Source organism: Mesorhizobium sp. CAU 1741, from assembly GCF_039839275.1.
Taxonomy (GTDB): Bacteria; Pseudomonadota; Alphaproteobacteria; order Rhizobiales; family Rhizobiaceae; genus Aerobium.
Genome location: NZ_JBDOQP010000002.1, coordinates 447,562 through 473,616, shown reverse-complemented (window position 1 = coordinate 473,616; position 26,055 = coordinate 447,562). Strand labels below are relative to the sequence as shown.

At 64.3% G+C, this 26,055-nt stretch carries 19 protein-coding genes and 2 tRNA genes; 12 read left to right on the top strand and 9 right to left on the bottom strand.

The window, feature by feature from the left end; translation table 11 throughout:
* The first annotated feature begins 35 nt into the window (after positions 1–35).
* The 5 genes from AAFN84_RS09160 to AAFN84_RS09140 all read left to right on the top strand — a co-directional run bounded on the left by AAFN84_RS09160 (position 36) and on the right by AAFN84_RS09140 (position 5,733).
* Positions 36–1,502 carry a glutamine synthetase family protein gene (locus tag AAFN84_RS09160; protein ID WP_347514249.1) on the top strand — a complete coding sequence of 489 codons (1,467 nt, stop codon included), beginning with the start codon at positions 36–38 and terminating at the stop codon, positions 1,500–1,502.
* A gap of 116 nt (positions 1,503–1,618) precedes the next feature.
* Positions 1,619–2,716, top strand: coding sequence for a polyamine ABC transporter substrate-binding protein (locus AAFN84_RS09155; RefSeq protein WP_347514248.1), 1,098 nt, complete (start codon positions 1,619–1,621; stop codon positions 2,714–2,716).
* Between the two features lie 75 nt (positions 2,717–2,791).
* On the top strand, positions 2,792–3,934 hold the full coding sequence (locus AAFN84_RS09150; protein WP_347514247.1) for an ABC transporter ATP-binding protein: 1,143 nt from the start codon (positions 2,792–2,794) through the stop codon (positions 3,932–3,934).
* 13 nt (positions 3,935–3,947) lie between these two features.
* Positions 3,948–4,913 carry an ABC transporter permease subunit gene (locus tag AAFN84_RS09145; RefSeq protein WP_347514246.1) on the top strand — a complete coding sequence of 322 codons (966 nt, stop codon included), beginning with the start codon at positions 3,948–3,950 and terminating at the stop codon, positions 4,911–4,913.
* Between the two features lies 1 nt (position 4,914).
* Positions 4,915–5,733, top strand: coding sequence for an ABC transporter permease subunit (locus tag AAFN84_RS09140; RefSeq protein WP_347514245.1), 819 nt, complete (start codon positions 4,915–4,917; stop codon positions 5,731–5,733).
* Between the two features lie 18 nt (positions 5,734–5,751).
* Here AAFN84_RS09140 and AAFN84_RS09135 read toward each other — a convergent pair whose 3' ends face one another.
* Positions 5,752–7,575 (bottom strand): AsmA-like C-terminal region-containing protein, encoded by a 1,824-nt coding sequence (locus tag AAFN84_RS09135; protein WP_347515089.1) that lies wholly within the window; start codon positions 7,573–7,575, stop codon positions 5,752–5,754.
* Positions 7,576–7,819: 244 nt separating this feature from the next.
* Here AAFN84_RS09135 and AAFN84_RS09130 point away from each other — a divergent pair, with 244 nt between their 5' ends.
* The 3 genes from AAFN84_RS09130 (at position 7,820) to AAFN84_RS09120 (ending at position 12,760) form a co-directional block, all read left to right on the top strand.
* The gene (locus AAFN84_RS09130) at positions 7,820–9,778 is read left to right on the top strand and encodes an acetoacetate--CoA ligase (protein ID WP_347514244.1); all 1,959 of its coding nucleotides are present in this window, start codon (positions 7,820–7,822) and stop codon (positions 9,776–9,778) included.
* Between the two features lie 418 nt (positions 9,779–10,196).
* Positions 10,197–11,180 carry an iron ABC transporter substrate-binding protein gene (locus AAFN84_RS09125; RefSeq protein ID WP_347514243.1) on the top strand — a complete coding sequence of 328 codons (984 nt, stop codon included), beginning with the start codon at positions 10,197–10,199 and terminating at the stop codon, positions 11,178–11,180.
* A gap of 14 nt (positions 11,181–11,194) precedes the next feature.
* A complete protein-coding gene (locus AAFN84_RS09120; RefSeq protein ID WP_347514242.1) occupies positions 11,195–12,760 on the top strand; it encodes an iron ABC transporter permease in 1,566 nt (521 codons plus the stop codon).
* A 9-nt stretch (positions 12,761–12,769) separates the two neighbouring features.
* On the opposite strand, the gene AAFN84_RS09115 is transcribed toward AAFN84_RS09120, so the two are convergent.
* Positions 12,770–16,258: a PAS domain S-box protein gene (locus AAFN84_RS09115; protein WP_347514241.1), complete on the bottom strand. Its 3,489-nt coding sequence runs from the start codon at positions 16,256–16,258 to the stop codon at positions 12,770–12,772.
* Between the two features lie 254 nt (positions 16,259–16,512).
* Between AAFN84_RS09115 and AAFN84_RS09110 the strand changes: the two genes are divergently transcribed.
* From AAFN84_RS09110 to AAFN84_RS09100, 3 genes are all read left to right on the top strand, one after another.
* Complete coding sequence (locus tag AAFN84_RS09110; protein WP_347514240.1) at positions 16,513–16,968, top strand: phasin; 456 nt, start codon at positions 16,513–16,515, stop codon at positions 16,966–16,968.
* 217 nt (positions 16,969–17,185) lie between these two features.
* Positions 17,186–17,262, top strand: a tRNA-His gene (locus AAFN84_RS09105).
* A gap of 148 nt (positions 17,263–17,410) precedes the next feature.
* Positions 17,411–18,571 carry a ceramide glucosyltransferase gene (locus AAFN84_RS09100; RefSeq protein WP_347514239.1) on the top strand — a complete coding sequence of 387 codons (1,161 nt, stop codon included), beginning with the start codon at positions 17,411–17,413 and terminating at the stop codon, positions 18,569–18,571.
* Between the two features lie 36 nt (positions 18,572–18,607).
* Here the strand turns inward: AAFN84_RS09100 and AAFN84_RS09095 are convergent.
* The 4 genes from AAFN84_RS09095 to AAFN84_RS09080 all read right to left on the bottom strand — a co-directional run bounded on the left by AAFN84_RS09095 (position 18,608) and on the right by AAFN84_RS09080 (position 22,271).
* Positions 18,608–18,683 (bottom strand) — tRNA-Cys (locus tag AAFN84_RS09095).
* Positions 18,684–18,793: 110 nt separating this feature from the next.
* Complete coding sequence (gene xseA / locus AAFN84_RS09090; RefSeq protein WP_347514238.1) at positions 18,794–20,422, bottom strand: exodeoxyribonuclease VII large subunit; 1,629 nt, start codon at positions 20,420–20,422, stop codon at positions 18,794–18,796.
* Between the two features lie 50 nt (positions 20,423–20,472).
* A complete protein-coding gene (locus AAFN84_RS09085) occupies positions 20,473–21,315 on the bottom strand; it encodes a hypothetical protein (RefSeq protein WP_347514237.1) in 843 nt (280 codons plus the stop codon).
* Complete coding sequence (locus tag AAFN84_RS09080; RefSeq protein ID WP_347514236.1) at positions 21,312–22,271, bottom strand: LysR substrate-binding domain-containing protein; 960 nt, start codon at positions 22,269–22,271, stop codon at positions 21,312–21,314. The genes AAFN84_RS09085 and AAFN84_RS09080 overlap by 4 nt, the downstream gene beginning before the upstream one ends.
* Before the next feature lie 185 nt (positions 22,272–22,456).
* On the opposite strand from AAFN84_RS09080, the gene AAFN84_RS09075 reads away from it, so the two are divergent.
* Positions 22,457–22,747, top strand: a complete 291-nt coding sequence (locus AAFN84_RS09075; RefSeq protein WP_347514235.1) for a DUF1127 domain-containing protein — start codon at positions 22,457–22,459, stop codon at positions 22,745–22,747.
* 143 nt (positions 22,748–22,890) lie between these two features.
* Here the strand turns inward: AAFN84_RS09075 and AAFN84_RS09070 are convergent, their stop codons facing one another.
* The 3 genes from AAFN84_RS09070 to AAFN84_RS09060 form a co-directional block, all read right to left on the bottom strand.
* The gene (locus AAFN84_RS09070; protein ID WP_347514234.1) at positions 22,891–23,751 is read right to left on the bottom strand and encodes a DUF937 domain-containing protein; all 861 of its coding nucleotides are present in this window, start codon (positions 23,749–23,751) and stop codon (positions 22,891–22,893) included.
* A gap of 54 nt (positions 23,752–23,805) precedes the next feature.
* The gene (locus AAFN84_RS09065; protein WP_347514233.1) at positions 23,806–25,179 is read right to left on the bottom strand and encodes a glutamate--cysteine ligase; all 1,374 of its coding nucleotides are present in this window, start codon (positions 25,177–25,179) and stop codon (positions 23,806–23,808) included.
* A 119-nt stretch (positions 25,180–25,298) separates the two neighbouring features.
* Positions 25,299–26,036, bottom strand: a complete 738-nt coding sequence (locus AAFN84_RS09060; protein WP_347514232.1) for a 16S rRNA (uracil(1498)-N(3))-methyltransferase — start codon at positions 26,034–26,036, stop codon at positions 25,299–25,301.
* Positions 26,037–26,055: the final 19 nt, after the last annotated feature.

The following is a 26,055-nucleotide window of genomic DNA, read 5'->3' as shown; positions in this document are numbered from 1 at the left end:
GCTGCGACCATCCGCAACAACGATACAGGTTTATCTTGCGATCCACTCCGACGGGGGTTCTGGAACCCGGAAGCAAGCGACGAACAACTGCAATAAACGAGAAGACGGGCAACACCGTCGTCACGGCCAGCAAGGACGGCGAAGCGAGCGGCTTCACGTCACCGGATCACGAACGCGAATATCTGGAGTTCGTCCGAGAGCATCCCGACATCGAGGCGGTCGAATTCCTGATGGTCGATCCCAACGGGGTGATGCGCGGGAAATGGGCGCCCGGCGACGCGCTGAAGAAGGCCTTCCAGGAAGGCGTCAATTTTCCCATGTCGTTGCATGGACTGGATGTGTGGGGCCGCGAGGTCGCCGCGACCGGGCTTCACATCGAAACCGGAGACAAGGACGGCTATTGCAGGGCCACGCGCGGGTCGCTGGCGATCGTGCCGTGGGCCAAGCGCAAGACCGCGCAGGTGCTGCTGCAGACATTCACGCCGGAAGGCGAGCCGTTCATGGCCGATCCGCGCCAGGTGCTGAAGAAGAAGGTCGCCGAGGCAAACGCCAAGGGCTACTTTCCTACCGTCGCCTTCGAGCTCGAATTCTACCTGCTCGACCCCTCTACCGACTGGGACGACGGCATGCCCGCCCCGGTGGGTGCCACGGCTGGACCGGACCGGTTGCGCATGTACGGTCTCGACGACCTAGCCGAGCACGCCGAACTCTTCGACATGATCCGCGATGCGGCCGACGCCCAGAGCCTGCCGATCGACACGATCATCAAGGAGGCCGCGCCGGGCCAGTTCGAGGTCAATCTCAAGCACCGCGCCGACCCGCTGAGAGCGGCGGACGACGTCATCCTGCTGCGCCGCATCGTCATGGGCTGTGCCCGCGCCCACGGGCTGACGGCGACCTTCATGGCCAAGCCGTTCCTGGAATATGCCGGCAACGGCATGCACGTGCACGCCTCGATGCTGGACGGTGACGGCGGCAATATATTCGCAGGCCCGGACGGACGCAGGACGCTTGAATCGGCAGTGGCCGGCCTGCTCAAGACGATGCCGGAATCGCTGCTCCTGTTCATCAATACCTGGAACGGTTTCCGGCGCATCACGCCGGGTTCCTATGCGCCAACGCGTGCGGTCTGGGCGGAGAACAACAGGTCGGTGGCGCTGCGCATTCCGATGTCCAACGACGAGAACCGCCGCGTCGAGCACCGCATCGCCGGGGCCGACGCCAACCCCTATCTGGTCATGGCCGCGATCGTGCAGGGCATGGTCGAGGGCATCGAGACCAACGCCGTGCCGCCGCCTCCGGTGGAAGGCAACGCCTACGACGAGGAAGGGCTATTCCTGCCCGACGACATGGACGACGCGCTGCAGCTCATGGAGAAGAGCAGGTTCATCGACCGCGCGCTCGGGCCGCTGCTGTCGAAAGTCTACAAGGACCTCAAGCGCGCCGAGATCATGGCATTCTGGAGCGAGATCACGCCGCTGGAGCGCACGACATATCTTTGAACGCACGGTGTTTTCACGCTTGTCGCACCGCAAAAACGCCAATAGGCTTCAAGCAAAGAGCCTGCCGAGACGGGAACCGAAGCAGGCGGAACCAGACCGAGACAGAGGAGAACAACATGATCCGCAGGGCACTACTTCTTTCAACGGCGTCGCTCGTCGCCGCCACACTGGCCGTGCCGGCGATGGCCCAGGAACGCGTGGTCAACGTCTACAACTGGTCGGATTACATCGACGATTCGCTGATCCAGGAGTTCACCGACAAGACCGGCATCCGCGTCGTCTACGATGTGTTCGACTCCAACGAACTTCTTGAAACGAAGCTGCTGGCGGGTGGATCCGGCTACGACATCGTCGTGCCGACGGGTTCGTTCCTGGCGCGCCAGATCCAGGCCGGCGTCTTCCAGAAGCTGGACAAGGAGAAGCTGCCCAACCTCGCCAATATGTGGGACGTGGTGACGGAGCGCACCGACAAGTACGATCCGGGCGGCGAATACTCGATCAACTACATGTGGGGCACCGTCGGCATCGGCTACAACATCCAAAAGGTGTCCGAAATCCTCGGGACGGAGACCATCGATAGCTGGGACGTGCTGTTCAAGCCGGAGAACGCCGAAAAGTTTGCCGATTGCGGGATCTACATGCTGGATTCCCCAACGGACATGATCCCGATCGTCCTGAATTATCTCGGCCTCGATCCGAACAGCCACGAGGCGGAGGATTTCGAGAAGGCCGAAGAAGTGCTGCTGTCGATCCGCCCGTCTATCCGCAAGTTCCACTCGTCCGAATATATCAACGCGCTCGCCAATGGCGACATCTGCATGGCGGTCGGCTGGTCCGGCGACGTGCTCCAGGCGCGCGACCGTGCCGCCGAGGCAGACCAGGGCGTCGGCGTTGCCTATGTGGCGCCGAAGGAAGGCACGCAGATGTGGTTCGACCAGATGGCGATCCCCAGCGACGCCACCAATGTCGACGAAGCGCACGAGTTCCTGAACTTCATCATGGAGCCGGAGGTGATGGCGAAGGCGACCAACTACGTCTACTTCGCCAACGGCAACCTCGCATCGCAGGAATTCATCGATCCCGAAGTGATCGAGGATCCGGCGATCTATCCCGACAAGGCGGCACTCGCGACGCTGTTCACCCATCTCCCCTACGATTCCCGTACTCAGCGTCTGGTGACGCGCAGCTGGACCCGAATCGTCACGGGTCAATGATCCGAACGCCCCGGCGGCAAACCGCCGGGGCGTCTTTCCTGCCGGAACGGGACGGTTCAAAGGGGTGTGGGAACGATGAAGTCGCTTGGCAGCATTCGCCGAAGCTTCGCGCCGTGGAATGATCCGCAGGCCAAGCCATACATCGCGTTCGAGAACGTCACCAAGAGGTTCGGCGATTTCACCGCGGTCAACGATCTCTCCCTGACCATCTTCGAGCGCGAGTTCTTCGCGCTTCTCGGCGCGTCGGGCTGCGGCAAGTCCACGCTGCTGCGCATGCTCGCCGGCTTCGAGGAGCCGAGCGCCGGGCGCATCCTGCTCGACGGGCAGGACCTGCGCGGTATCCCGCCCTACCGGCGGCCGGTCAACATGATGTTCCAGTCCTACGCGCTGTTTCCGCACATGAGTGTGGAAGCCAACATCGCCTTCGGGCTGAAGCAGGACGGCATGCCCAAGCCCGACATCGCGGCGCGTGTTTCGGAGATGCTGCGGCTGGTGAAACTCGAACAGTTCGCCAAGCGCAAGCCGCATCAGCTTTCCGGCGGCCAGCGCCAGCGGGTCGCCCTCGCGCGCTCAGTCGCCAAGCGGCCGAAGGTGCTGCTGCTGGATGAGCCTTTGGGCGCGCTCGACAAGAAGCTGCGCGAGGAAACCCAGTTCGAACTGATGGACCTGCAGCAGGAACTCGGCCTCACCTTTGTCGTCGTCACCCACGACCAGGAGGAGGCGATGACGATGGCCGACCGCATCGCCATCATGGACAAGGGCCAGGTGATGCAGGTGGCGACCCCGCCTGAGGTCTACGAAGCGCCCGCGTCGCGGTTCGTGGCGGATTTCGTCGGCAACGTGAACATGCTCGAAGGCACGGTCGCCGGGCGCGAGGGAGACACGATCACCATCGCTGGCGCGAGCGGTGCCCGCATCGTCGTCGAGAATGCCGGCAATGCAGCAGCCGGAAGCAGCATCGCCTTCGCCATCCGTCCCGAAAAGATTCGCGTCTCGTCGAGCAGGCCCGCCGACGGTGCAACGAACGTCATGGAAGGCGAAATCTGGGACCTCGCCTATCTCGGCGACATGACCGTCTATCATGTGAAGCTGCCGGACGGGCAGGTGGTCAAGGCGAGCGCGCTCAACGCGGCGCGCATCAGCGACGACCAACTGAGCTGGCATGACAAGGCCTGGATTTCCTTCGCGCCGGATGCCGGCGTGGTGCTGACGCGCTAGACGGAGGGCACCGATGGCTCAGGCACTGCACACGGACGCAACCGGCGCGATCGCGGAGGAAGCGCGTTCAAGCGGGTTTGCCTCGGCGATCAGCAGCAGGATCGTGATCCTGATCCCCTACCTGTGGCTCTTCGTCTTCTTCCTTGTCCCGTTCGCCATCGTCTTCAAGATCTCGCTGTCGGCCACCACCATCGCGATGCCGCCCTATTTGCCGTCGTTCGAGATGGCAGACGGACTTTCCGGCTGGATCGCCAAGCTCGGCGAGCTTTCGTTCGAGAACTACCTCTGGCTCGTCGACGACACGCTTTATTTCAACGCCTACGTCTCCAGCGTGGTGATCGCCGGCATCTCGACGGTGCTGGCATTGCTCGTCGGCTATCCGCTTGCCTACGGCATGGCGCGGGCGCCCGCATCGCTGCGCATGCTGCTCCTGATGCTGGTGATCCTGCCGTTCTGGACGAGTTTCCTGATCCGCGTCTATGCCTGGATCGGCATCCTCAAGCCGGAGGGACTGCTCAACCAGTTCCTGTTGTGGATCGGCGTCATCGACACGCCGCTGCAGATCATGAACACCCATACGGCGATCTTCATCGGCATCGTCTATTCCTATCTGCCGTTCATGGTGCTGCCGCTCTACGCCTCGCTGGAGAAGATGGACTTCTCGCTGATCGAGGCGGCGCAGGATCTCGGGTGTCCGCCGACCACGGCGTTCTGGAAGATCACCTTCCCGCTGTCGCTGCCCGGCGTGGTGGCGGGCAGCCTGCTGGTCTTCATCCCGGCCGTCGGCGAGTTCGTGATTCCCGACCTGCTGGGCGGATCGCAGACCTTGATGATCGGCAAGACCCTGTGGACGGAATTCTTCTCCAATCGGGACTGGCCGGTGGCTTCCGCCGTCGCCATCATCCTGCTGCTGCTGCTCGTGGTGCCGATGATGTTCTTCCAGCGGGCGCAGGCACGCGCCCAGGAACAGGGGCGCTGACATGCAGGGTCAACTGAGCCGCTTCAACATCGCCTCGCTGGTGCTCGGGTTCGCTTTCCTCTATCTGCCGATCGTCCTGCTCATCATCTATTCCTTCAACGATTCCCGCCTGGTTACCGTGTGGGGCGGGTTCTCGACGCGCTGGTACAGCTCGCTGCTGTCCAACGCCCAATTGCTGGACGCGGCCTGGGTGACGGCGCGGATTGCGTTCATCTCCGCGACGGCCGCGACGGTGCTCGGCACACTGGCGGCCCTGGCACTGACCCGCTACACGCGCTTTCGTGGACGGTTCCTGTTCACCGGCATGGTGTTTGCACCGCTGGTGATGCCGGAAGTCATCACCGGCCTGTCCCTGCTGCTGCTGTTCGTGGCCGTCGGCCTCGACCGTGGGTTCCTGACGGTAACTCTGGCGCACATCACCTTTTCCATGTGCTTCGTCGCGGTCGTGGTGCAATCGCGGCTAATCAGCCTCGACCGCTCTCTGGAAGAAGCTGCAATGGACCTCGGCGCCACGCCAGCGCGCACCTTCTTCCAGGTGACGCTGCCTGTAATCCTACCGGCTATCGTGTCCGGCTGGATGTTGGCCTTTACCCTTTCGCTCGACGATCTCGTCATCGCCAGCTTTGCCTCTGGGCCGGGCGCGACCACGCTGCCGATGCGCATCTACAGCCAGGTGCGGCTCGGCGTGACGCCTGAAATCAACGCAGTGTGCACATTGCTGATCGCGGTCGTCACGATGGGAGTGCTGACGGCGGCAATCGTCAACAAGCGTCGCGAGGTGCAGCGCCAGCGCGACGAGCGGGCCGCCGAACGTTTGTGAGGCGGGGCGGCTGACGATTTACTGGTAGTCGTCTGCGAACCAGGCTGGCGAAATGAAAGGCGCATCCCATGCGCCACCGATGAAGAACGGCATCGTGAGGTCCGTCTGCTGTCCGTCCTCGCCCACGGTCGCGAAATGGCCGGACAGAGCCAGAGCCCTGCTGAAATACGGGCTGAGCCCGGTGATCGAGATCACCTGCTGCTGGTCGAGACGGAGTTCAGCCTTTTCGATGTGGGCGACGCCACCGATGACCCGCGCCTTGAAGTCGAAGCCGCGCAGGGGCAGGGGCCCGCCCTGAACTTCCGAAAGCGCAAAGAATCCACCTGCCGACAGCCGCTCCCGGAACCGATTGAGGTCGAGACCGGCCAGTGCGCCTTCTCCAAGCGAGGCGCTGACCGTGCCCTCCGCATTTCCCATCACGGTGTTCCAGTCCCGGCCGGTGCCCTTGAGCATGAGCGAGAAGGCCCCTCGTCCCTGTGGCACGAGCCGCTCCATGCCGAAACCCTTGGCGAGTGCGAAGGTGTCGATATTGCTCGCCATGGCGCGCATCTCAACCGAGCGATTGTCGTCTGCTGCATCCACGCGCACGCCCGCCTGCAGCGTTCCGCCGAAGACGCTCGCATCGGAAATGTCAAACACGGCGAGATCGCCCTTCACGCGCGCCGCTGCGGCCAGGTTCGTCAGTGCCATCGATCCGAGAGTCGCGGTGGGTGCCGAAAGACGCAGGTCGAGCGAAAGCTGCTTGGAAAAGCCGGTATCAATCTCGTCGTAGATATTGCCGTTTCCAGCGGCGGCCGGCGTGAAGGCGGACAGAAACGATCGTAGCGCGAGGCTCTCGAAGGCAAGAGTGCCCGATATCGCCGGCACCGCCTCGGCGAAGGAGATCTCCAGCACGCCGTGGGCCGCGTTGCCATCGAGGTTGAGGTCGACCGAATCCAGTTGCAGCCGCTGGGCCGATCCCTGCACCCCGCCGGCGATCGAGACCGCACCGATCGCCGCGCCGGGCGCGATGTCAGTCCGTGACCACTCCAGCATCCGCCGAAGCGAACTCGACGACAGGCTCGCCTGGCCATCGAAATAGGCCTCGCCGGCGAGATTGGTCGTGCCCTCGAAGGACGCTTCCAGCAACGTCGATTTCAGGTTCGCGCCGACCTGCGTGCTGCCGCCTGCCAAAAGCAGCAGCGGTTGGGCGGCGTTTGCCTCGATTGCGATGTTCTCGCCGCGCCAGATGCCGGTAGCCGAGATCCGGCCGCTGCGATTGAACGCCGGCCAGACGATCCGGCCGTTCAGGCTGCTGAGGCCGTCGTCGGCATTTCCGTTGATCAGCGCCACGCGCCCTTCGGTGAACTCCACAGTACCGAAGGCATCCGACGGCAGCGCCGCGGTATCCGGTGCGGTGGGGTTGTTGGCGACGACCGCCTTAGCCATGTCGACGGCGCGCGTCATCCTGCCGCCGCCGGGAGAGGCGGGAAGGTCAAGAACCGATCCTTCCACGGTCAGCCTGAGAAGCGGCCGGTGCATCGACACCGCCGACATCACGACATTGCCGCTCAGCGCCGCGAGCGCCGACAGCGAAACCTCGAGCCGGTCCGCTTCCAGCACCGGTGGCGCACCCGCGTTCGCCCATTCGTGGAAGGCGACGTGGTGCAGCGTTGCCTTGAAGCCGGGCCACACATCGAGGATAGGGGTCTCGCCCAGCGAGACCCGGTAGCCGCTCCACAAGGAGAGCTCGTAGGCGATGCGGTCACGCACGATCTGGGTAGAGGCGAGCCATGGCAGGGCGGCGGTTGCAAGCAGCGCGAGAACCAGCAGCGCCGCCAGCGCAACAATGCCCTTCCTCACCGTCGACAACAGATTGTCTCCTCGCCGCCGAGGATGGCGCGCACAAGCGCATCCTCTTACAACACCGAATATCAGCGGTGTCCCCATTTCAAGCTTTTATGGCTTTGGGATGACGTTTGCCAACAGGACACGTCACGTATTTTCGCGACCTTGCCTAGAGGGTCGCCGATATGCTTAACCGTGCCGGCGCTGATGCTCTGGTTGCCGCGTGCCCGGTGTGAAGGGCGCATCGAGGAGGATATGCATGACCGAGACCGCCCCATTGTGGACCCCGTCTGCCGAGCAGGTCGCAAACGCGCCGATGACCGAGTTCATGCAACGTGCCGCCGCGGCCAGCGGGCGCGACATCGCCGACTACGATGCGCTGCATGCATGGTCGGTCGAGGAACGCGAGACCTTCTGGCCGCTCGTCTGGGACTATTGCGGCATCGTCGGGGACCAGGGGCAACGGGTGTTGGTGGATGGCGACCGCATGCCGGGCGCCAGGTTCTTCCCCGACGCGCGGATCAATTTTGCCGAGAACCTGCTGAAGAAGTCCGGGACTTCGGAAGCGATGGTGTTCCGTGGCGAGGACAAGGTGGAGCGCCGCATAAGCTGGGACCAACTGCATGCGCTGGTCTCCAAGCTGCAGCAACTCTTTCTCAGCCACGGCGTCAAGGCGGGCGATCGGGTCGCCGCGATGATGCCGAACATGCCGGAGACCGTCGCCTGCATGCTGGCGGCGGCGTCGATCGGCGCCATCTGGTCGTCATGCTCTCCCGATTTTGGCGAACAGGGCGTGCTCGACCGCTTTGGACAGATCGAGCCGGTGATCTTCATCGCGCCGGATGGCTATTGGTATGCGGGCAAGCGCATCGACGTTTCGCAGAAGATCGCCGCGGTCCTCGAAAAGCTCCCAACCGTGCGCGCCGCGTTCGTGGTGGATTATCTCGGCGATGCACGGGTCGTGGCCGACGGGATTGATCGCGCCGACGCCCTCGACGACGTTCTGGCCGGGTTCGCGCCGAAAACGGTGACCTTCGAGCGGCTGCCCTTTTCCCATCCGCTCTATATACTGTTCTCTTCAGGCACGACCGGCATTCCGAAGTGCATCGTGCATTCAGCCGGCGGCACGCTGATCCAGCATGTCAAGGAGCACCGGCTGCATGCGGGATTGCGCGACGGCGACCGGTTCTTCTATTTCACCACATGCGGCTGGATGATGTGGAACTGGCTGGTGACGGGGCTCGCCTCCGGCGCGACGTTGCTGCTTTATGACGGGTCGCCGTTCCATCCCAACGGCAATGCCATCTTCGACTTCGCGCAGGCCGAGCGGATGACCTATTTCGGCACCTCGGCGAAGTTCATCGATTCCGTCCGGAAGGCCGATCTCCGCCCCATCGACACGCATGATCTGACTTCGGTGCGGGTGATCTCGTCCACCGGCTCGCCCCTGGCGCCCGAAGGCTTCCGCTTCGTTTACGAGGGCATCAAGAAGGACGTGCATCTCGCCTCGATTTCCGGTGGCACGGACATTGCCGCCTGCTTCGTGCTCGGCATACCGATCAAGCCGGTCTGGGTGGGGGAGATTCAGGGTCCCGGGCTGGCGATGGCGATCGACGTGTGGGACGACGATGGCAGGCCGATCCGCGGCGAAAAGGGTGAACTCGTCTGCACCCGCGCCTTCCCGTCGATGCCGATCATGTTCTGGAACGATCCCGACGGCGCCAAATATCACGCTGCCTATTTCGACCGTTTCGACAATGTGTGGTGCCATGGCGACTTTGCCGAGTGGACCGAACATGGCGGGATGGTCATCCACGGCCGGTCCGATGCTACGCTCAATCCCGGCGGCGTCCGCATCGGCACCGCTGAAATCTACAACCAGGTCGAACAGCTCTCGGAGGTGATCGAGGCGATCTGCATCGGCCAGGATTGGGAGGACGACGTGCGCGTGGTGCTGTTCGTGCGCCTTGCCGACGGCGTCGTGCTCGACGAGGACCTGGAGCGCAGGATCAGGACCAAGATCCGGACCGGCGCGAGCCCGCGCCATGTGCCTGCCCGCATTGTCGCGATCGGCGACATACCGCGCACCAAGTCCGGCAAGATCACCGAACTTGCCGTGCGCGACGTGGTGCATGGCCGCCCGGTCAAGAACAAGGAAGCGCTGGCGAATCCCGAGGCACTTGACCTGTATCGGGACATTCCGGCGCTTCAGTCCTGAATCGAAACGCGAAAGTTAATAAAGTCTGACCACAAAATTTACCTAGACTTCAGGCATGATACACAATCGTAAACTGCACCCGATCACGGTAAGGTGTTGTTAATGTCCAGCCTCGATAGTCGTGCGTAACTTGAGAGAGGAAGCCCGCTCCCCGCCCCCCGGAGCACGGTGTGCTCAAGCCCTTGTGTAACAGCCAATTCTAATTCCCAGGCGCTTCATTGAAGCGCCTCTTTTTTTGGCCCGCGCGCATCCCGGCGTCTGGCCCGTGATCCACAGCCAAGACCACTGTTGAAAGTTGAATTTTACCGTCAGGTAATATACGGCTCCAACTATCGCTGGAGGCGGCGATTTTTTGCGCGACCTTGGCGATGATTGACCGACTTTCGTCCAATTTTGACCTGGAGCAGGGAGCCATCCAATGAAGAAGATAATCGCAGCATTACTGCTGGGCATGAGCGTGCAGGGCGCGGCGCTGGCGAACGAAGTGACCATCTATTCCGGCCGGGGCGAAGCCCTGATCGGCCCGGTCATCGCGCAGTTCGAGGCCGATACCGGCATCAAGGCCAATGTGCGCTATGCCGGCACTGCGGAACTCGCGACCTTGCTGCAGGAAGAGGGAGACCAATCGCCCGCCGATGTCTTCTGGGCGCAGGATGGCGGGGCCCTCGGCGCGATCGCGCCGCTGTTTGCCGATCTGCCGGCGGAGGTCAATGAAGGCGTCGCAGCTCCATTCCGGAACGTCAACAACAAGTGGGCGCCGACGAGCGGCCGGTCGCGCGTTCTCGTCTATTCCAAGGAGCGGGTTGAGGAAGCCGACCTGCCCGCCTCGATCGACGACCTCACCGACGAGAAGTACAAGGGCCGCGTTGCCTGGGCGCCGACCAACGGTTCGTTCCAGGCCTTCGTGACCGCCTATCGGGTCGTCCATGGCGAGGAAGCCGCGAAGGCATGGCTGGAGGGCATGATCTCCAACGAGACCAAGGTCTATCGCAACAATGGCACGCAGATCGAAGGCATCGCCAACGGCGAAGTCGATTTCGGGCTCGTCAACAATTACTATCTGGGCCGTTACGTCGCCAATGATGCGGAGTTCCCGGTCGACCAGACGCATTTCGAGGCTGGCGACATCGGCAATCTCCTCAACGTGGCAGGTGCCGGCATCGTGGCGTCGAGCGACAACCAGGAAAATGCGCGCAAGTTCATCGACTACCTGCTGTCGACGACCTCGCAGCAATACATCACGCTCGAGGGCAATGAATATCCGGTCGTTCCCGGCATCATCCTGAACAGCACGCTCGAGCCTTTCGACACGCTGGTCGAGATCAGCCCCGAGGTCGACATCGACCAGATCAGCGACCTCGAAGGCACGCTCGCGCTGCTGCGCGACGTGGGTCTGCTCTGAGCGACTTCGCCGCCATGGCCGTGCCAAGCCATCGGCATCGGCCTTCGCTTCTGCTTCTCGCGCCGGCCTTGCTGGTCGGCGCGGGAATGCTGCTGCCGCTCGTCTATCTCGTCGCGCGGGCTCTCGAGGCGGACGCCGCGACGCTGGCCGACATCGTCTTTCGCGAACGCAATTTTCGTCTGCTGACCAACACGCTGGCGCTGACCGCGTGCGTTCTCTTCGTGACCACAGTGATCGCGCTGCCGCTTGCGTGGCTGGTCGTCCGCAGCGATCTCGGCCACAAGAAGCTTCACGCGATCCTGGGCGTCCTGCCGCTGGCCGTGCCTGGCTACGTGATGGCCTATGCGCTGATGGGGCTTTCTGGCTATTACGGCTTCGCCAACGTCATGTTCGGTGTCAGCCTCCCGCGCCCCGAAGGGCTCGTCGGTTCGACCATCGCATTGTCGCTCTATACGTTTCCCTATCTCTTTCTCAACCTGCGGGCCGCGCTGCTGGGCCTCGATCCGAGCCTGGAAGAAACCGCGCGCAGCCTGGGGCGGACGCCGTTGCAGACCTTCCGCGCGGTCGTGTTGCCGCACATGACGCCGGCGATGCTGTCCGGCTGGCTCGTCATCGGCCTGTACGTGCTCGGCGATTTCGGCGTGATCGCGCTGATGCGGTTCGAGGTGTTCAGCTACGCCATCTTCACGCAATATTCCGGCGCCTTCGATCGCGTCTATGCCGCATGGCTCTCGCTGATGCTGATGGGGGTGACGCTGACCTTCATCATGATCGATGCACGGCTGCGCGGCCGGCGCTATGCGCGCATCGGAAAGGGCGCCGCACGGCCCGCGTCGCCGATCCCGCTCGGTCGCTTCCGGCCGCTGGCCTGGGCATTCCTGGCGCTCGTCTACACCTGCTCGCTAGGCCTGCCGCTGGTGGTGCTCGTATTCTGGATGGTGCAGGCCGGCCCCGGGCTCGACCTGATCGAGGTCGCAGAGGCGTTCTATCGCACGACGATGGCGGCAGTTCCCGCCGCGCTCACGGCCATCGTGCTCGCGGTGCCCGTCGTGTACCTCACGGTACGCTTCCCATCGGCCGGAACGGGCCTTCTCGACCGGTTGGTCTATCTCGGCTACGCCGTCCCGCCGCTCGCCTTCGCACTGTCGATGGCATTCTTTGCTTTGCAGGCGGTGCCTTTCCTCTACCAGAGCCTGCCGTTGCTGATCTTCGCCTATGCGATGACGTTCCTGGCGCTGGCGGTGGGACCCGTCAGGAGCCGCCTGCTCCAGATCGGGCCCCGGTTCGAGGAAGCGGCACGGTCGCTGGGCCATGGCGCCTTGAGCTCGTTCATGCTGACCACCTTCCCGCTCTTGCGCCGATCGATGGTCTCGGGCGCCCTGCTGGTCTTCATCATGGTGGTCAAGGAACTGCCGATCACCTTCCTGCTCGCGCCGATCGGATACAGTACGCTGGCGACGTCGGTCTTCAGCCGGACGTCGGAAGGCATGATGATGGAAGCCGCTCCCTATGCGCTGATGATCGTCCTGTTTTCCAGCCTGTTCGTCGGGCTCATCCTGCGGCACGAAGGCACGCGGTAGCCACAGGCGTCAGTCGGCAAGCACGCGGGTGGACGGGAAGATGATCTCCACCAGCGTTCCTTCGCCCGGCGTCGAGACGATGGTGAAGCGCGCCCGGTTGGCCTCGACCATCGCCTTGGTCAGCGGCAGGCCGAGACCCGTTCCGTCGTGACGCCCGCGCTTGAGCGCGTTGATCTGCTTGAACGGTTTCATCGCCTGGTCGATCTCTGCCAGTGACATGCCGATGCCGGTGTCGCGCACCCGCATCACCACGTCTCCCGACGGCTCGTAGGACGTCGACACAATAACCTGGCCGCCTGCCTGGGTGTAGCGGATGGCGTTGGAAAGAAGGTTCAGGGCGATCTGGCGCACGCTGCGCAGGTCAGCGACCACTTCCGGCAGCCGCGAGGCGAGGCTGGAGCGGATGATGACGCGATTGCGGTTTGCCTGCGGCTGCATCATCGCGACCGACTCGGCGAGCGCGTCGTTGAGCGAGACCGCCTCGTAATTCATCTCCTGCTCGCCGGCCTCGATCTTCGAGATGTCGAGCAGGTCGTTGACGAGATCGAGCACATGGTTGCCGGACCGGTTGATGTCGCGCAGGTAGTCGCGATAGCGGTCCGAGCCGATCGGCCCGAACTTTTCGTCGAGCATCAGTTCCGAGAAGCCGATGATCGCGTTGAGTGGCGTGCGGATCTCGTGACTGACGCGGGCCAGAAATTCGGTCTTCTGCGAGGATGCGCGCTCGGCCTGGGAGCGGGCCTGGGTCAGCTCTTCCTCCGCACGCTTCCACTGCGTGATGTCGCGCACCACGGCGCAGTAGCCGCTGTCGCCGGGCAGGCGGCCAATGGACATGAACAACGGGATGAAGCGGCCTTCGGCCTCTCGGCCGATGACTTCGCGCCCGTCATTGAGGACGCTGGCCACGCCATTGTCCGCCAGGCCGTTGAGATAGTCGCGCGCCGCCCGCTGGCTCTCGATGGCGAACAGCGTGGTGAACGGTTCGCCCTCGACTTCGGCGCTGTCGAACCCGAACAGCGCTTCGGCGGGCCGGCTGATGTTGCGGATCGTGCCTTGCCGCGTGATCAGCACGACGCCATCCGTCGCCGTGTCGATGATCGTGCGCATCTCGGCAACCCGGTCTTCCATGTCGGCCATGGCAGGATCGGCGATGACTGGCGCGGGGACGGGATCGGGCAGCGCGGGCGTGTCTGGCGCGACACGCCGCAAGGCGAGCATCAGCGCCGAACTGCCCTCCCACCGTATCGACTGCAGGTGTGCGTCGACGGAAAATTCCTCGCCGCCCAGAGTGCGCAGGCGCAGCTTCCTGTCTTCATCATCCGCTTCGGCCTCGGTCTGGTTATCGACGAAGAGCCGACCGAGCCCGCCTTCGCGGCGAAGCGCTTCGAGGCTGGCATAGCCGGTCAGGGCGAGGAACTCGGGATTGGCGAAATAAAGCTCGTCGCCGGCGTGCACGAGAACCGGCAGCGGCAGCGTCGAGAGGAAATCCTGGTCAAGGCCCACGGGTCCCGCAGATGTCGAGAAGGCCGACGGAATGAAGCCGCTGGACGCGATCGGCGGTGCGGGCATCGTCTCGCGGGCTGGCTCGGCTTCGGCTTCCGGCGCGGCGGGGTCTTCGGCCTCTGGCGCAGCAGGAACGTCCTCGGCTTGATCGGCAAGATCGGCGGGAGGCTCGTCGCCCTGCGCCTCAACGGCGGGCTCCTGGTCCGGCGTGACCGCGCTCGGTTCGACGTCCTGCGTCGGTGCGGATCCGACCGCTTCGGGCTCGTTCTGTTCGGTCGCCGTGGGTTCCCGCACATCCGGCGCAGCCTCGACGGCCGGTTCCACCGGCGCCTCGGAGGGTCCGGTTGGGGAGACGGTGCGTGCGGCCGGCTCTTCAGCCTGCCGTGACGCATAATCCTGCCGCAGGCGCGCCCGGATTTCCTCGAAGGCGTTGCGCTCGCCTGGCGATAGCTGGCGGCCGGTGGGCGCGGGCCGGTGTTCGGCAAGCTTGATGATCTTGTCGCTGACGCGGCGTTCGCGGCTTTCGGCGATCGAGATCACCGGCACTTCGCCCCGGAACGGGTCGTCGGCCTCCGCCGCCTTGTCGGGGGCCGCCGGCGCATCGCGGTCCTCCGCAGTGTCGCCGGGCTCGTCGACATGTGTGGCCTCTGCGTCGACCACCGCCTCCGCAAGGCGAACCACGCCGAAGCCGCGAAAACCCTCGAAGGTCCGGTCGCGGCTATAGGCGGGCAGTGCCGCGAGATCGACCGGCACGCGCAAGTCGGTCGCCGCGATCGGCCAGAGCACCGAGCGACCCGACCAGGTGTCGCGGCGTTCAAGGAGGCCGGCGATCTCGGCGGTAGGGTCGAGGCCGAATTCGTCGGCTACCTCACGGAACGGCCGACCGATGACGCTGGCCGCATCATGCCCGGTGGCAGCGAAGAATTCGTCCGAAACGGTGCTGAATGCGCCGGCCGCATCGGTGCGCCAGACGAAACGGACAGGCGCCGCGCCGCTCAGGTCGGGACGCGGACCAAGCGCCTTGCGGGCGGGACGCGCGGAGGCAGCCTGAGGCTGGGGCTGCTCGGATGCACCGTCCGCCTCGAAATACCAGTCGTCGGAGTCCGAGGGCGAGCCGATGTCCTCCGGCTCTTTGCCGGCAGGGGACGGCGCAGCGGGGCGGACGTCGCCCTCCGATGGCGGATCGATGTCCTCGAACGCTGCCTCGTCTTCTTGCATCCGGTCGGGGAGGTCGGCGTCGGACGGCGCGGCGGCGTCATCCTGCGAGGCGACGGCAACGTCATCCGGCGGTTGGGGCGGGGCGGCCTGCTGGGCCGGCGCAGGCTGTTCGACAGCCTCATCGATCGCGATCAGCAGATGCAACTGCGGATCGTCGGTGAGACGTGCGATTCCAACCGGGATCAGCCCGGCTGTCGCGATCGCAAGACGCTTGACCAGCCGGTCGTTCGACCTGCCGACCTCGTCGACCAGACGCCTGAGCGTCTCGTCCTCGATGCCGAGATCCGCAAACCCCGCCGATGCGGCGCCGACCTGGGCCTGGGCGTCGAGCAGGGCGGCGAAATAGCCCGCTTCTCGGAACCCCTCGATGATGCGCGCAGCTACCGCGTTGCCGTCTGACGAGCCTGGCGATTGCGCGCCGGCCGCCAGAAGGATCGCAGGCTCGCCATCGGGCATCGTGATGCTGCTGACGGCGAACGGCACCGCCTGGCTCGACATTCCGCGCGCCAGCCGCACAAGGATGGTGCGGTTCGACACCCGACGCGGGAAGCCCGGCGTCGCGGCTATCTGACGTCTGGCCGTGAAGCCGAGGCCGGGCGACGCGCCCATCACCGCTTCGATGTCGGAATGGCCGAACAGCATCGCGCCGGCGCCATTGGCCCAGATCACCTCGTCGAGATCAATGGTCAGGATCGCCAGCGCATCGCCTGCGGCAAAACGCGCACGCACGTCTTCCAGCACGGCGATGTCGATGAACGAGTAGGGGCCTGGAGCCATGCGCGAACCTGAAATCTGTCGTCGGAGCGGGCGTATCCCGGAATTAACGCATTGTTAATAAAAGCACGGTTTGCGCCCGTCCAGAAACCCCGGGCTTCCGCGCGGCTGAATCTCCAGCCTTGGTTAATCCTCGATCGAATATTGGTGCGTCGCAACAAAAATGTTGCAATGCACAAGAGGATGGTCTATATCCGGGTCAAGTCAAACGCCCGGCACGTTAAGATGTTGTCGGGCCCAGTGTAAAGGAGCCAGCGATGACGAAAGCCACCGCCAAGACCGCAGAGACCATCGAGTTTCCGACCTTCGACGCCGGACAGGCGACGGATCAGTTCCGGGCATTTGCCGAGAAGGGCGTTGCGCAGTCCCAGGAGGCTTACGCCAAGATGAAGTCCGGCGCCGAAAGCGCGCAGAAGGCCATGGAAAACACGTTCGACACGGCGAAGACTGCCGGCAGCGAGTTCTCGCTGAAGTCGATCTCGGCCGCGCGCTCGAATGTGGAAGCCGGCTTCTCGCACATGGAAGCGCTGATCGGCGCCAAGTCGCTGTCGGAAGTCATCGAACTGCAGACCGCGTTCATGCGCAAGTCGGTCGAGACCGCCGTCGAGCAGGCCAAGGAATTCCAGACCGCCTCCACGAAGGCTGCCGAAGACATGTCCAAGCCGTTCAAGGACGTCTTCGAGAACTCCGTGAAGGAACTCAAGATCGCCTGACACGTTCAGGCTTCAAGTAACCTGCGGGGCGGATTCCTCCTCCCTTCCAATCCGCAGGCTCAAGACCGGCACCTCCTCCCGCCGGTCTGTCATAGGAAAAGGCCGGCACCTCCTCCCGCCGGCCTTTTTCCTGTTTTGGGCCTCCCATCCACTCCATCGGGCTTGAAATCGGTGTCGATTGCCCGTAAGAGCCTCGCCAGCCACAGGCTGATGATGTGCGGTTGTAGCTCAGTTGGTTAGAGCGCCGGATTGTGGATCCGGAGGTCGGTGGTTCAAGCCCACCCAACCGTACCACCCGACAGCCCTCCGAAGGCCCAGCAATCCCCAGAATGTCGTCGTCCTGACACACAAAGATGGTGTGTTCCGCCAGCCTTAGTCGGCGTTCGTCGCAAGGCAGATTCGTTTGCCCGTTGATCGTGGCACATCGTCGGCGTGGGTGTTCATGGCTGAAGCTCTCTTCTTCCTGTGCGGGGCACTGATTGTCGTCAATCTCGCCAGCATCCTGATCGCCGCGTCCCGGCTTTCGCCCAATGGCGCCAGGGCCGCCAGCGCGAGCGACACGCCGCCTGTCTCGATCGTCATTCCGGTGCGCGGCATCGAGACGTTCACCGCGGAAACCCTGCACAGGGCATTCCAGCTCGACTGGCCGCGATACGAGCTGATCTTCTGCGTCGCCGATCATGCCGATCCGATCATTGCAAGGGTCGAGGCAATGATGGACACCTATCCGGGCGTGCCGGCGAGGGTGCTTGTCGGCGACGACCGGATCAGCGCGAACCCGAAACTCAACAATTGCGTCAAGGGCTGGCGCGCCGCGCGCTGGGAGTGGGTGGTGCTGGCGGATTCCAACGTGCTGATGCCGCCGGACTACGTCCAGCACCTGATGACGGCCAGGCGCAGGAACACCGGACTCGTCTGCTCGACGCCGCTGGGCACCCGCCCGGGCAGTTTCTGGGCGGAGGTGGAATGCGCCTTCCTGAACACGCATCAGGCGCGATGGCAATATGCCGGAGAGGCCGTCGGCTTCGGCTTCGCCCAGGGCAAGAGCATGCTGTGGCACAAGCCGCTGCTTGACGCCAATGGCGGCATCGAGGCGCTGGGCGCGGATATCGCCGAGGACGCCGCCGCTACGAAGCTGGTCAATCGGCTCGGCCTTCACGTACATCTTGTCGCAGCACCTTTCGAGCAGCCGCTCGGCGGCAGAAGCCTGCGCGAGGTCTGGATGCGGCAGAGCCGTTGGGCGCGGCTGCGCCGGGTGACGTTCCCGCTCTTCTTCGCGCCGGAAATCCTTCTTGGCACCTTGCCGGCCCTGACACTCGCGCTGGCGGCCGCGACCGTATCCGACAAGAACCACGTGCTGATCGGCATGTTCGTGATGGCGGCCATCTACCTGCCGGAACTCGCACTCGCCCTTGCGAAGAACTGGCACGTCTCGCCATTGTCGCTGCCCGCCATGCTGGCGCGAGACATCGTTATGCCGCTGGTCTGGATGCGGAGCTGGGTTGGTGGGGTGGTGGAGTGGCGCGGCAACACGATGACCATCGGGACGCGCATGTCGGAACTCGAGGGGCCGGACACGGCGGCGGCGCAGCAGCCCAATTAGGACCATGAGGTAGAATCGCCGAACCGGCAGCAGATGTGGAGGCCTCGCCCCGGATTCGAACCGGAGTTGAAGGGAGTTGCAATCCCCTGCGCACCCAGCCCGCCCCGAGGCCCCATCTGGATGTGTGCAGATGATGTCAGCGCCGGCGCCGTGTCGCCAGCATTTTATCACGCTTTTGTGCAGCAGATTGGTCGTAAAGTTAATCGGTGGGCCGTAGCCGGCTCAAAACAGCGACCCCTGGCCGCCGGCCGGCGGTTTCGCAGAGGTCTTGCCCGATCGCGCACCGTCGCCGCCCGCGCTGATGGCCGCGACGTTGCCGTCGGCGAATTCGATCGTCAGCGCTTCGCCACGGGAAACCTCGCCAGCGCGACGGATCAGCCCGCCAGCATCGTTGGTGACAAGCGCGAATCCGCGCTCCAGGATCGACTGGTAGGAGACGCTCCGCAGGAGCCGCTCGGCCTGGTCCAGGCGGCGGCGCCTGTCGCGCAGATTTTCCTCGATCGGCTCGATGCGCAGGCGGAGCTGGGCGCGATGCAGAGCCGCCTCACGCCGCTCCAGCGACCTCTCCATGCAGGCGTCGCTACGCCGTTCCAGCGCGCGCAAGGCCTGCCCGTGCCCGTCGAGCCGGCGGGTGAGTGCTGCCGGCGTTACCCGCCCGGCATCGCGGCTGAAGCGGCTGCGCGCCGTGCCGACCAGATTGCGAAACAGGGCGGGCAGACGTTCGCCATCGCGGACGACCCGCCTGCGCACCTCCGCGATGCGGCGCTCAAGGACCGTCGGCGACAGGCGCACGCCCCTGAAATGCAGGCGCTTGGCTTCGATGTTGGTCGCCAGGGCGCGTGTCAGGCGGCTGCCCGCCTCGTCGAAACGCTGCCGCCGCGTGCCGAGCAACTGGTCGGGGGAGGGCAGCGCCCGCGCCGCCGCCCGCAGCGCCTGGCGCTTGCGGTCCGCATTGCGCGAGACGCAGCCGCGCAAGCGGGCAGCCAGGCTGGCCACCGTCGCTTGCAGTTCGGCCTTCACCGGCACCGCGATTTCCGCAGCGCCCGTCGGTGTCGGCGCGCGCATGTCGGCGGCATGGTCGATCAGCGTCCAGTCGGTCTCGTGTCCGACGGCTGAGATCACCGGAATGCCCGACGCAGCAACCGCGCGCACGACGATTTCGTCGTTGAAGCCCCACAAATCCTCCAGGCTGCCGCCGCCACGCGCCACGATGATCACGTCCGGTCGCGGGATCGCGCCCAGTGGGTCAAGGGCGTTGAAGCCCTGGACCGCCGCAGCCACCTCCGCACCCGTGGTCTCGCCCTGCACACGCACCGGCCACACCAGGACATGCAGCGGGAACCGGTCGGTGATGCGGTGGATGATGTCGCGGATGACCGAACCGGTCGGGGACGTCACCACGCCCACGACGCGTGGCATATAGGGCAGAAGCTGCTTTCGCGCATCGTCGAACAGGCCCTCGGCCGCCAGCTTCCTGCGCCGCTCCTCCAGCAGCGCCATCAGCGCGCCAGCCCCGGCGGGCTCGATATTGTCGATGACGATCTGGTATTTCGACGAGCCGGGGTAGGTGGTCAGCTTGCCCGAAGCGATGACCTCCATCCCTTCCTCGGGCTTGAATTTCAGCTTCGAGAACGTCCCTTTCCAGACCACGGCCTCGATGCGTGCCCGGTCGTCCTTGAGGGCAAAATAGGCGTGGCCCGACGAATGCGGCCCGCGATAGCCGGAAATCTCACCGCGCACCCGCACATTGCCGAACGCGTCCTCGACGGTGCGTTTCAGCGCACCGGAGATTTCGGAAACGGTAAACTCAGCCGCGTTGCTGCGCGAATCGGCCTGGAAGATGTCGGTCATGGATGCAGCTTGGCATTAGGACGGCCTCGCCCGTCAAGTCAGCGACAGTGTTACCACTGCCACAACTCGATGCCGAAGGCCCGCTCGAGGTGCCGACGAGTGGCGTTCTCGAACGCATCGGGCCATGGAAGGTCTAGCTCCGCGGCAAGCCTTGTGGCTCTCGGGAAGAAGTTTTTAGCCAGCGCTGAATGAGCCTTTAGTACGTCGGCCCGTGTCGGCCCCGGATAGGGTAGGGATTCAAGTTCCGCCATCTGATCGGCGGTGATGATTCGGCTCAGATGGAGCGCACCGCCGCGCTCCGGCGACTGGGTTTCCTCGATCATCAATTTTGTAAGCAGGTCGCGCAGCAGGCCGGCGCCGGTGACGCCCAGCACCCGTTCGTCGCGTCCCAGCCCGACGACGATCAGCCCCAGCACGCGGATGAATTCGCGAATGAGATGGTCGACCTGTTGGCCGTTCGGCGCTGTTTTTCCGGGATAAGCAGGCAGTGTATCGAAGATGCCTTGCCTGTCGACGAGCGGCACCAGCGTTGCGCGACTGGCGCCCGAGGAGGGCACCCGGTCGAGAAATGCAGCAGGCGTCAGGATATGGACATCGATCCGCAGCCAGTCTTGGGTGATCGCATTCAGGAGCGGACCGCCACGGTCAAGCCGGTTCCAGAAGACCACGGGCGAAATGGCTTCCACGATTCCCTGCCAAGCTGCTGCCGTCAAATCCCCGCTGTCGGCGTCGACCAGTCCGATGAAGTCCAGATCGCTGTAGGCATCCGCGGAACCGCGGCCGAAGCTGCCTCCGAGAAACAACGCCTCGAAACGCATGTCGCCAGAGACCGCCGCCCCGATCTTTTCGATGAATGCCTGCTGCAGCGGCGAGGCGTTGGTGTGCAAGCTCACCACCCCGCCATGGCCGAACGCTGCTTCTGGCGCTTGATGCGGGCGAAGGCCATGCCGTCGAAGTCGAACTGGCCCGGCTCTTCGGGCACCGGCACTGAAATGTTGTCGAGGCTGTCGGCGATATGGCGGGCGAGCGCGTCGACGACTTCCGGCTGGCTCGAATGTCCTCGGATGATGCCTATGCGCACGTCCGGCAAGGCGCCGAATCCGTCCGCCTCGCCCAGGATGCGCATGCCCGGGCGCAATGCACATTCGGGCAGGATCGACACCGCCTGGCCCGAGAGCACGGCGGCGATGATGACGGTGGCCGACCAGCTCGTGAACAGGATGCGGTAGTCGCGTCCCATCTGGTCGAGCATGTCGCAGGCCGCCCGGCGCCACATGCAACTCGTGCGGCCGACCGCCATCGGCAGCACGTCCTCGGCATGGATCGAGTGATTCGCCGACGTCACCCACAGCAGCGGCTCGCGCCGGACCACTTCCGACGTCCCGCCCTTGTCCCCATCATGGGTGACGATGGCGATGTCGAGCTGGCCGCGCTTGATCTGGTCGATCAGGTTGATCGTCGGCTCGCAGATCACCGATAGCTCGACGCGCGGGTTGGACCGCGAGAAACGTGCCATGATCTCGGGCAGGAAACGGTCGGCATAGTCGTCGGGCGTGCCGATGCGGATATGGCCTTCGAGGCTGTTGTCGTCGAATGCCGCCAGCGTCTCGCGATTGAGCCGCAGGAGACGCCGCGCGTAGGTGAGCAGCCGCTCGCCTTCCTCGGTGAGACGGTTGGTGCGGCCGTCCTTCTCGAACAGCGCTTTGCCGAGCCGCTCCTCCAGCCGACGCATCTGCATCGACACGGCGGACTGGGTTCGGTGGACCTCTTCCGCTGCCTTTGTGAAGCTGCCGGTGTCGGAGATGGTGATGAAAGTGTGGAGCTGGTCGAGATCGAGAGGCGAGGCCATGGCATCAATCCATAACGTTCATTGATCCGATACATTAAAAACATTCGTTAGACTAATCAATGCCGCGATGCGATCGTCACATTGTTCAAACCAGCAGGTGCGACGCGCCACGGCCCATTCCGCATTCGACGATGCGGTGCGCCGGCGTCTTGTCTCGCCTTGAGAAACGATGAAGGAGACACGTCATGACCGCCCTCGACCACCCCACGCATGCGATCGGTGCCGGAACGCGCACGGTTGCCACCGTGGCGCGTCTGACCGAGGTGTTGCGCATGTTCGTACGCTCCGTGAAGAATCGCCGCGAACTGAATCACCTTTGGCGACTGTCAGACCACGAACTCGCAGACATCGGACTGATGCGCACGGACATCGAGGTCGTCACCCATGCGCCGCTCGGCGTGGATCCGACGGTCCGCCTCAACCGTATCGCGCGTGAGCGCGGCATGGTCGAGATGAGTGCCCGGCGCGTCTGCTGAAACAGTTCTTAAGTTACGCAGGCAAACTCCCACACTCCCGCCGGATCCCCTTCCGGCAGCCTGCACACTGCCCGGCCATCGCGAGAAGGCCGGGCTTTTTTTGGTTACCTGCGGTCTGGGGTGCGCCGCCACTTGGGTGCGTCCTACCGCCTTTGCTTCATCCCTTGCAGAAACTGGTCAAACACCGATTCCATGTTCTTCTGGTAACCGTCGCGCGTCTTGGCGCCGGCCTCGAACATGTCGCCGAAGAGGTCGTCATACGGCGTACGTGCGCGACCGCTCGGATTGGCTTTCGGCTCGGGCGCCGCGGGAGCCTCGGGCCGGACCTGGCCGCCGCCCATCATCTCCTCGAAGATGCGGCCGAGCGGGTTGTCGCCGAAAGGCGTCTGTGGCGCCTGCGGCTGGGGTTGCGCCTGACCGCCGCCGCCGAACATGCCTTCGAGGATCTTGCCAAACGGGTTATCGAGGGGAGAGGGCTGGGCCTGCGGCTGCGGCGGCATCATGCCACCGCCCTGCCGCATCATCTGCTCGATGATCTCCTGCAGCGGATTGGCCGATGCCCGAGTCCCTGAGGCGCCGACCTGTCCGGTGGATTGCTTGAACAATCCGCCCATGATCATCGAGGCGAGTGCGGGCAGCATCTGCTTCAGCAAATCCTGCCCTATGCCGGTTGCCTGCGCCGCCTGCGAGGCGACGGCGCGTGACAGGTCCTTGGAGCCGAAAAGATGGCCGAGAATGCCATTGCCTTCCTGTAGTCCCTGCTGGGAGAAGGCGTTGCTGGCGTCCTCGAAATATCTGGCGTGCTGTCCCGACGAGAGCGCCGAGAGAAACGCGCCGAGGTCGCCCGGGCTCGATGCGTTGCGCTTCAGTCCCTGGCTGAAAGCCGGCAGAAGCGCTGCAACCGCTTCCTGAACCTGGGCCTGCGAAAGGCCGTACTGCTTCGCCATCTGCTGAAACGCGTGACCGTTCTGCGCGTTGGCAAGCATGTCGTATAGGGGCAGCATCGCGGTATCCTCCCGGTTCCTGTTACCGGGAGACTACTCCAACCACGATCGCGCTCAATAGGCGTATTCGATGAAGGCGGGTTCGATCGAGCCGCCCCAGCGTGTGTGGAACGCCCGCACCATTTCTTCGGAGCTGGTGGTGCCGCGTGCGACCACCTCCTCAAGCGGCGCGAGAAAACCCGTCTCGTCATAGCCCTCGGCGTTGTTGCGGGCGCGATTCGCAAGGCCGGTTCGCGAAATATCGAGGACCTCGCGGGCGACGTCGCGAAGCGAGTGGTTGCGGAAGGCGGTGTTGAGCGCTTGCGCCGGAACGGTTTCGCGCATCGCGCTGACTTCCTCGAAGGTCCAGTCCCGCGTCAGCGCTTCGGCGGCATCGAGCGCGGCATCGTCGTAGAGCAGTCCGACCCAGAACGCCGGCAAGGCGCAGATGCGCCGCCACGGGCCGCCGTCGGCGCCGCGCATTTCCAGGAAGCGCTTGAGCCGCACGTCGGGGAAAAGCGTCGACAAATGGTTGGCCCAGTCACCCATGGTCGGCAGGCCGTCGGGCACCTCGTTCCTGAGCGCGCCGTCCATGAATTGGCGGAACGTGACGTGGGTGACGTCGAAATAGCGTCCCTCGCGGATCAGGAAATACATCGGCACGTCGAGCGCCCATTTGACGTAGTCGGCGAAGCCGAATTCGGGCGAAAAGCAGAAGTCGAGCAGGCCGGAGCGCTGGTTGTCGGTGTCGCGCCAGATGTCGCCGCGCCAGCTCTGCAGGCCGTTGGGTCGGCCCTCGGTGAACGGCGAGTTGGCGAACAGCGCTGTGGAAAGCGGCTGCAGCTTGAGCGAAACCTGCATCTTGCGGCGCATGTCGGCTTCACTGTCGAAATCGAGATTCACCTGGATCGTGCAGGTGCGGTACATCATGTCGAGGCCCTTCGTGCCGACCTTCGGCATGTAGGCGGTCATGATGTCGTAGCGCGACTTGGGCATGCGGGGCGTTTCGGCGAGCGTCCATTTCGGGCTGCCGCCAAGGCCGAGAAAGCGGATGCCGAGCGGCTCGGCGATCTGGCGCAGTTGCGCGAGATGGGCGTTGCCTTCGCGGCAGGTCTGGTGGATGGTCTCGACCGGCGCTCCCGACAGTTCGAACTGGCCTCCCGGCTCAAGGCTGATCGCGCCCTGGCCGGTGGGCTCGACAAGCCCGATGATGTGGCCGGCGTCGATGATCGGCTCCCAGCCAAGCACGCGCTGCATGCCTTCCAGGATCGCCCTGATTCCGTTGTCGCCCCCATAGGGAACCGGGCTGTTGCCGTCGACATAGAAGGGAAACTTCTCGTGCTCGGTGCCGATGCGCCATTCTTCCTTCGGCTTGTTGCCGGCGGAGAGGTAGGAGACAAGCTGATCCATGCCCTCGATGGGCTGAAAATCCGTCGTGTCGCGCGCCATGTCGTTTCCTCAGTCATGCCCGGCCGGCCGTTCGCAGCAGCGGCGCGCGAGTGTTGAACGCAAGAGCGGTCCGCGATCAAGCGAAAAATCCTGACAGCATGTTGACGGTTGCTTGATGCTCAGTGCCAATCGCCGACCGTTGCCTGGACCAATGCGAGTGCCGCGACGGCGGCGGTATCGGCCCGCAATATGCGTGGACCGAGCGGGATCGCGCTGACGAATGGCAGGGCGCGCAGCATCCGCCGCTCGTCGTCCGAGAAACCGCCTTCCGGCCCGATCAGCAGGCAGAACCTGGTTTCGGTGATGGATTGGAGAGCGGGCAACGGATTGTCGGTCTCGGTATCCTCGTCGCAAAAGATCAGCCGCCGGTCCGTTTCCCAACCTCCGAGGAACTGTTCCAGCTTCAGCGGCGGGCGGATGGATGGGATGGAAAGAACGCCGCATTGTTCGGCCGCCTCAATGGCGTTGGCCTGGATCTTGTCGAGCGATGGCTTGGCCATCTGGGTGTGCTGGGTGATGACGGGCTGGATCACGCCGACGCCCATCTCCACAACCTTCTGGACGAGGTAGTCCAACCTTCCGACTTTCAACGGAGCGAAGGCATAGACGAGGTCGGGGGTGGCCGGCTGCGAGCGCGTCCGATCGGCAACGCGAAGCCGAACCGCCTTCTTTCCAACTGCCGCGACATGCGCGGCCCATTCTCCGTCTCGCCCGTTGAAGACCAGCAATGGCGCCCCTTCCGCCATCCGCAGGACGCGGGCAATGTAGTGGCTCTGTCCCTTGTCGAGCTCGAATTCGACGCCGGCTGCGAGATCGTGCGGCACGAAAAGCCGCTGCAGTTTGTAGTTCGCGCGCATGGACGCTGTGATGCGGAAA

Coding starts and splice junctions, on each gene's coding strand:
- AAFN84_RS09100 (WP_347514239.1), top strand. CDS start 17,411: ATGGCTGAAGCTCTCTTCTTCCTGTGCGGGGCACTGATTGTCGTCAAT.
- AAFN84_RS09125 (WP_347514243.1), top strand. CDS start 10,197: ATGAAGAAGATAATCGCAGCATTACTGCTGGGCATGAGCGTGCAGGGC.
- AAFN84_RS09110 (WP_347514240.1), top strand. CDS start 16,513: ATGACGAAAGCCACCGCCAAGACCGCAGAGACCATCGAGTTTCCGACC.
- AAFN84_RS09065 (WP_347514233.1), bottom strand. CDS start 25,179: ATGGCGCGCGACACGACGGATTTTCAGCCCATCGAGGGCATGGATCAG.
- xseA (WP_347514238.1), bottom strand. CDS start 20,422: ATGACCGACATCTTCCAGGCCGATTCGCGCAGCAACGCGGCTGAGTTT.
- AAFN84_RS09075 (WP_347514235.1), top strand. CDS start 22,457: ATGACCGCCCTCGACCACCCCACGCATGCGATCGGTGCCGGAACGCGC.
- AAFN84_RS09145 (WP_347514246.1), top strand. CDS start 3,948: ATGGCTCAGGCACTGCACACGGACGCAACCGGCGCGATCGCGGAGGAA.
- AAFN84_RS09120 (WP_347514242.1), top strand. CDS start 11,195: ATGGCCGTGCCAAGCCATCGGCATCGGCCTTCGCTTCTGCTTCTCGCG.
- AAFN84_RS09070 (WP_347514234.1), bottom strand. CDS start 23,751: ATGCTGCCCCTATACGACATGCTTGCCAACGCGCAGAACGGTCACGCG.
- AAFN84_RS09130 (WP_347514244.1), top strand. CDS start 7,820: ATGACCGAGACCGCCCCATTGTGGACCCCGTCTGCCGAGCAGGTCGCA.
- AAFN84_RS09155 (WP_347514248.1), top strand. CDS start 1,619: ATGATCCGCAGGGCACTACTTCTTTCAACGGCGTCGCTCGTCGCCGCC.
- AAFN84_RS09150 (WP_347514247.1), top strand. CDS start 2,792: ATGAAGTCGCTTGGCAGCATTCGCCGAAGCTTCGCGCCGTGGAATGAT.
- AAFN84_RS09060 (WP_347514232.1), bottom strand. CDS start 26,036: ATGCGCGCGAACTACAAACTGCAGCGGCTTTTCGTGCCGCACGATCTC.
- AAFN84_RS09080 (WP_347514236.1), bottom strand. CDS start 22,271: ATGGCCTCGCCTCTCGATCTCGACCAGCTCCACACTTTCATCACCATC.
- AAFN84_RS09140 (WP_347514245.1), top strand. CDS start 4,915: ATGCAGGGTCAACTGAGCCGCTTCAACATCGCCTCGCTGGTGCTCGGG.
- AAFN84_RS09115 (WP_347514241.1), bottom strand. CDS start 16,258: ATGGCTCCAGGCCCCTACTCGTTCATCGACATCGCCGTGCTGGAAGAC.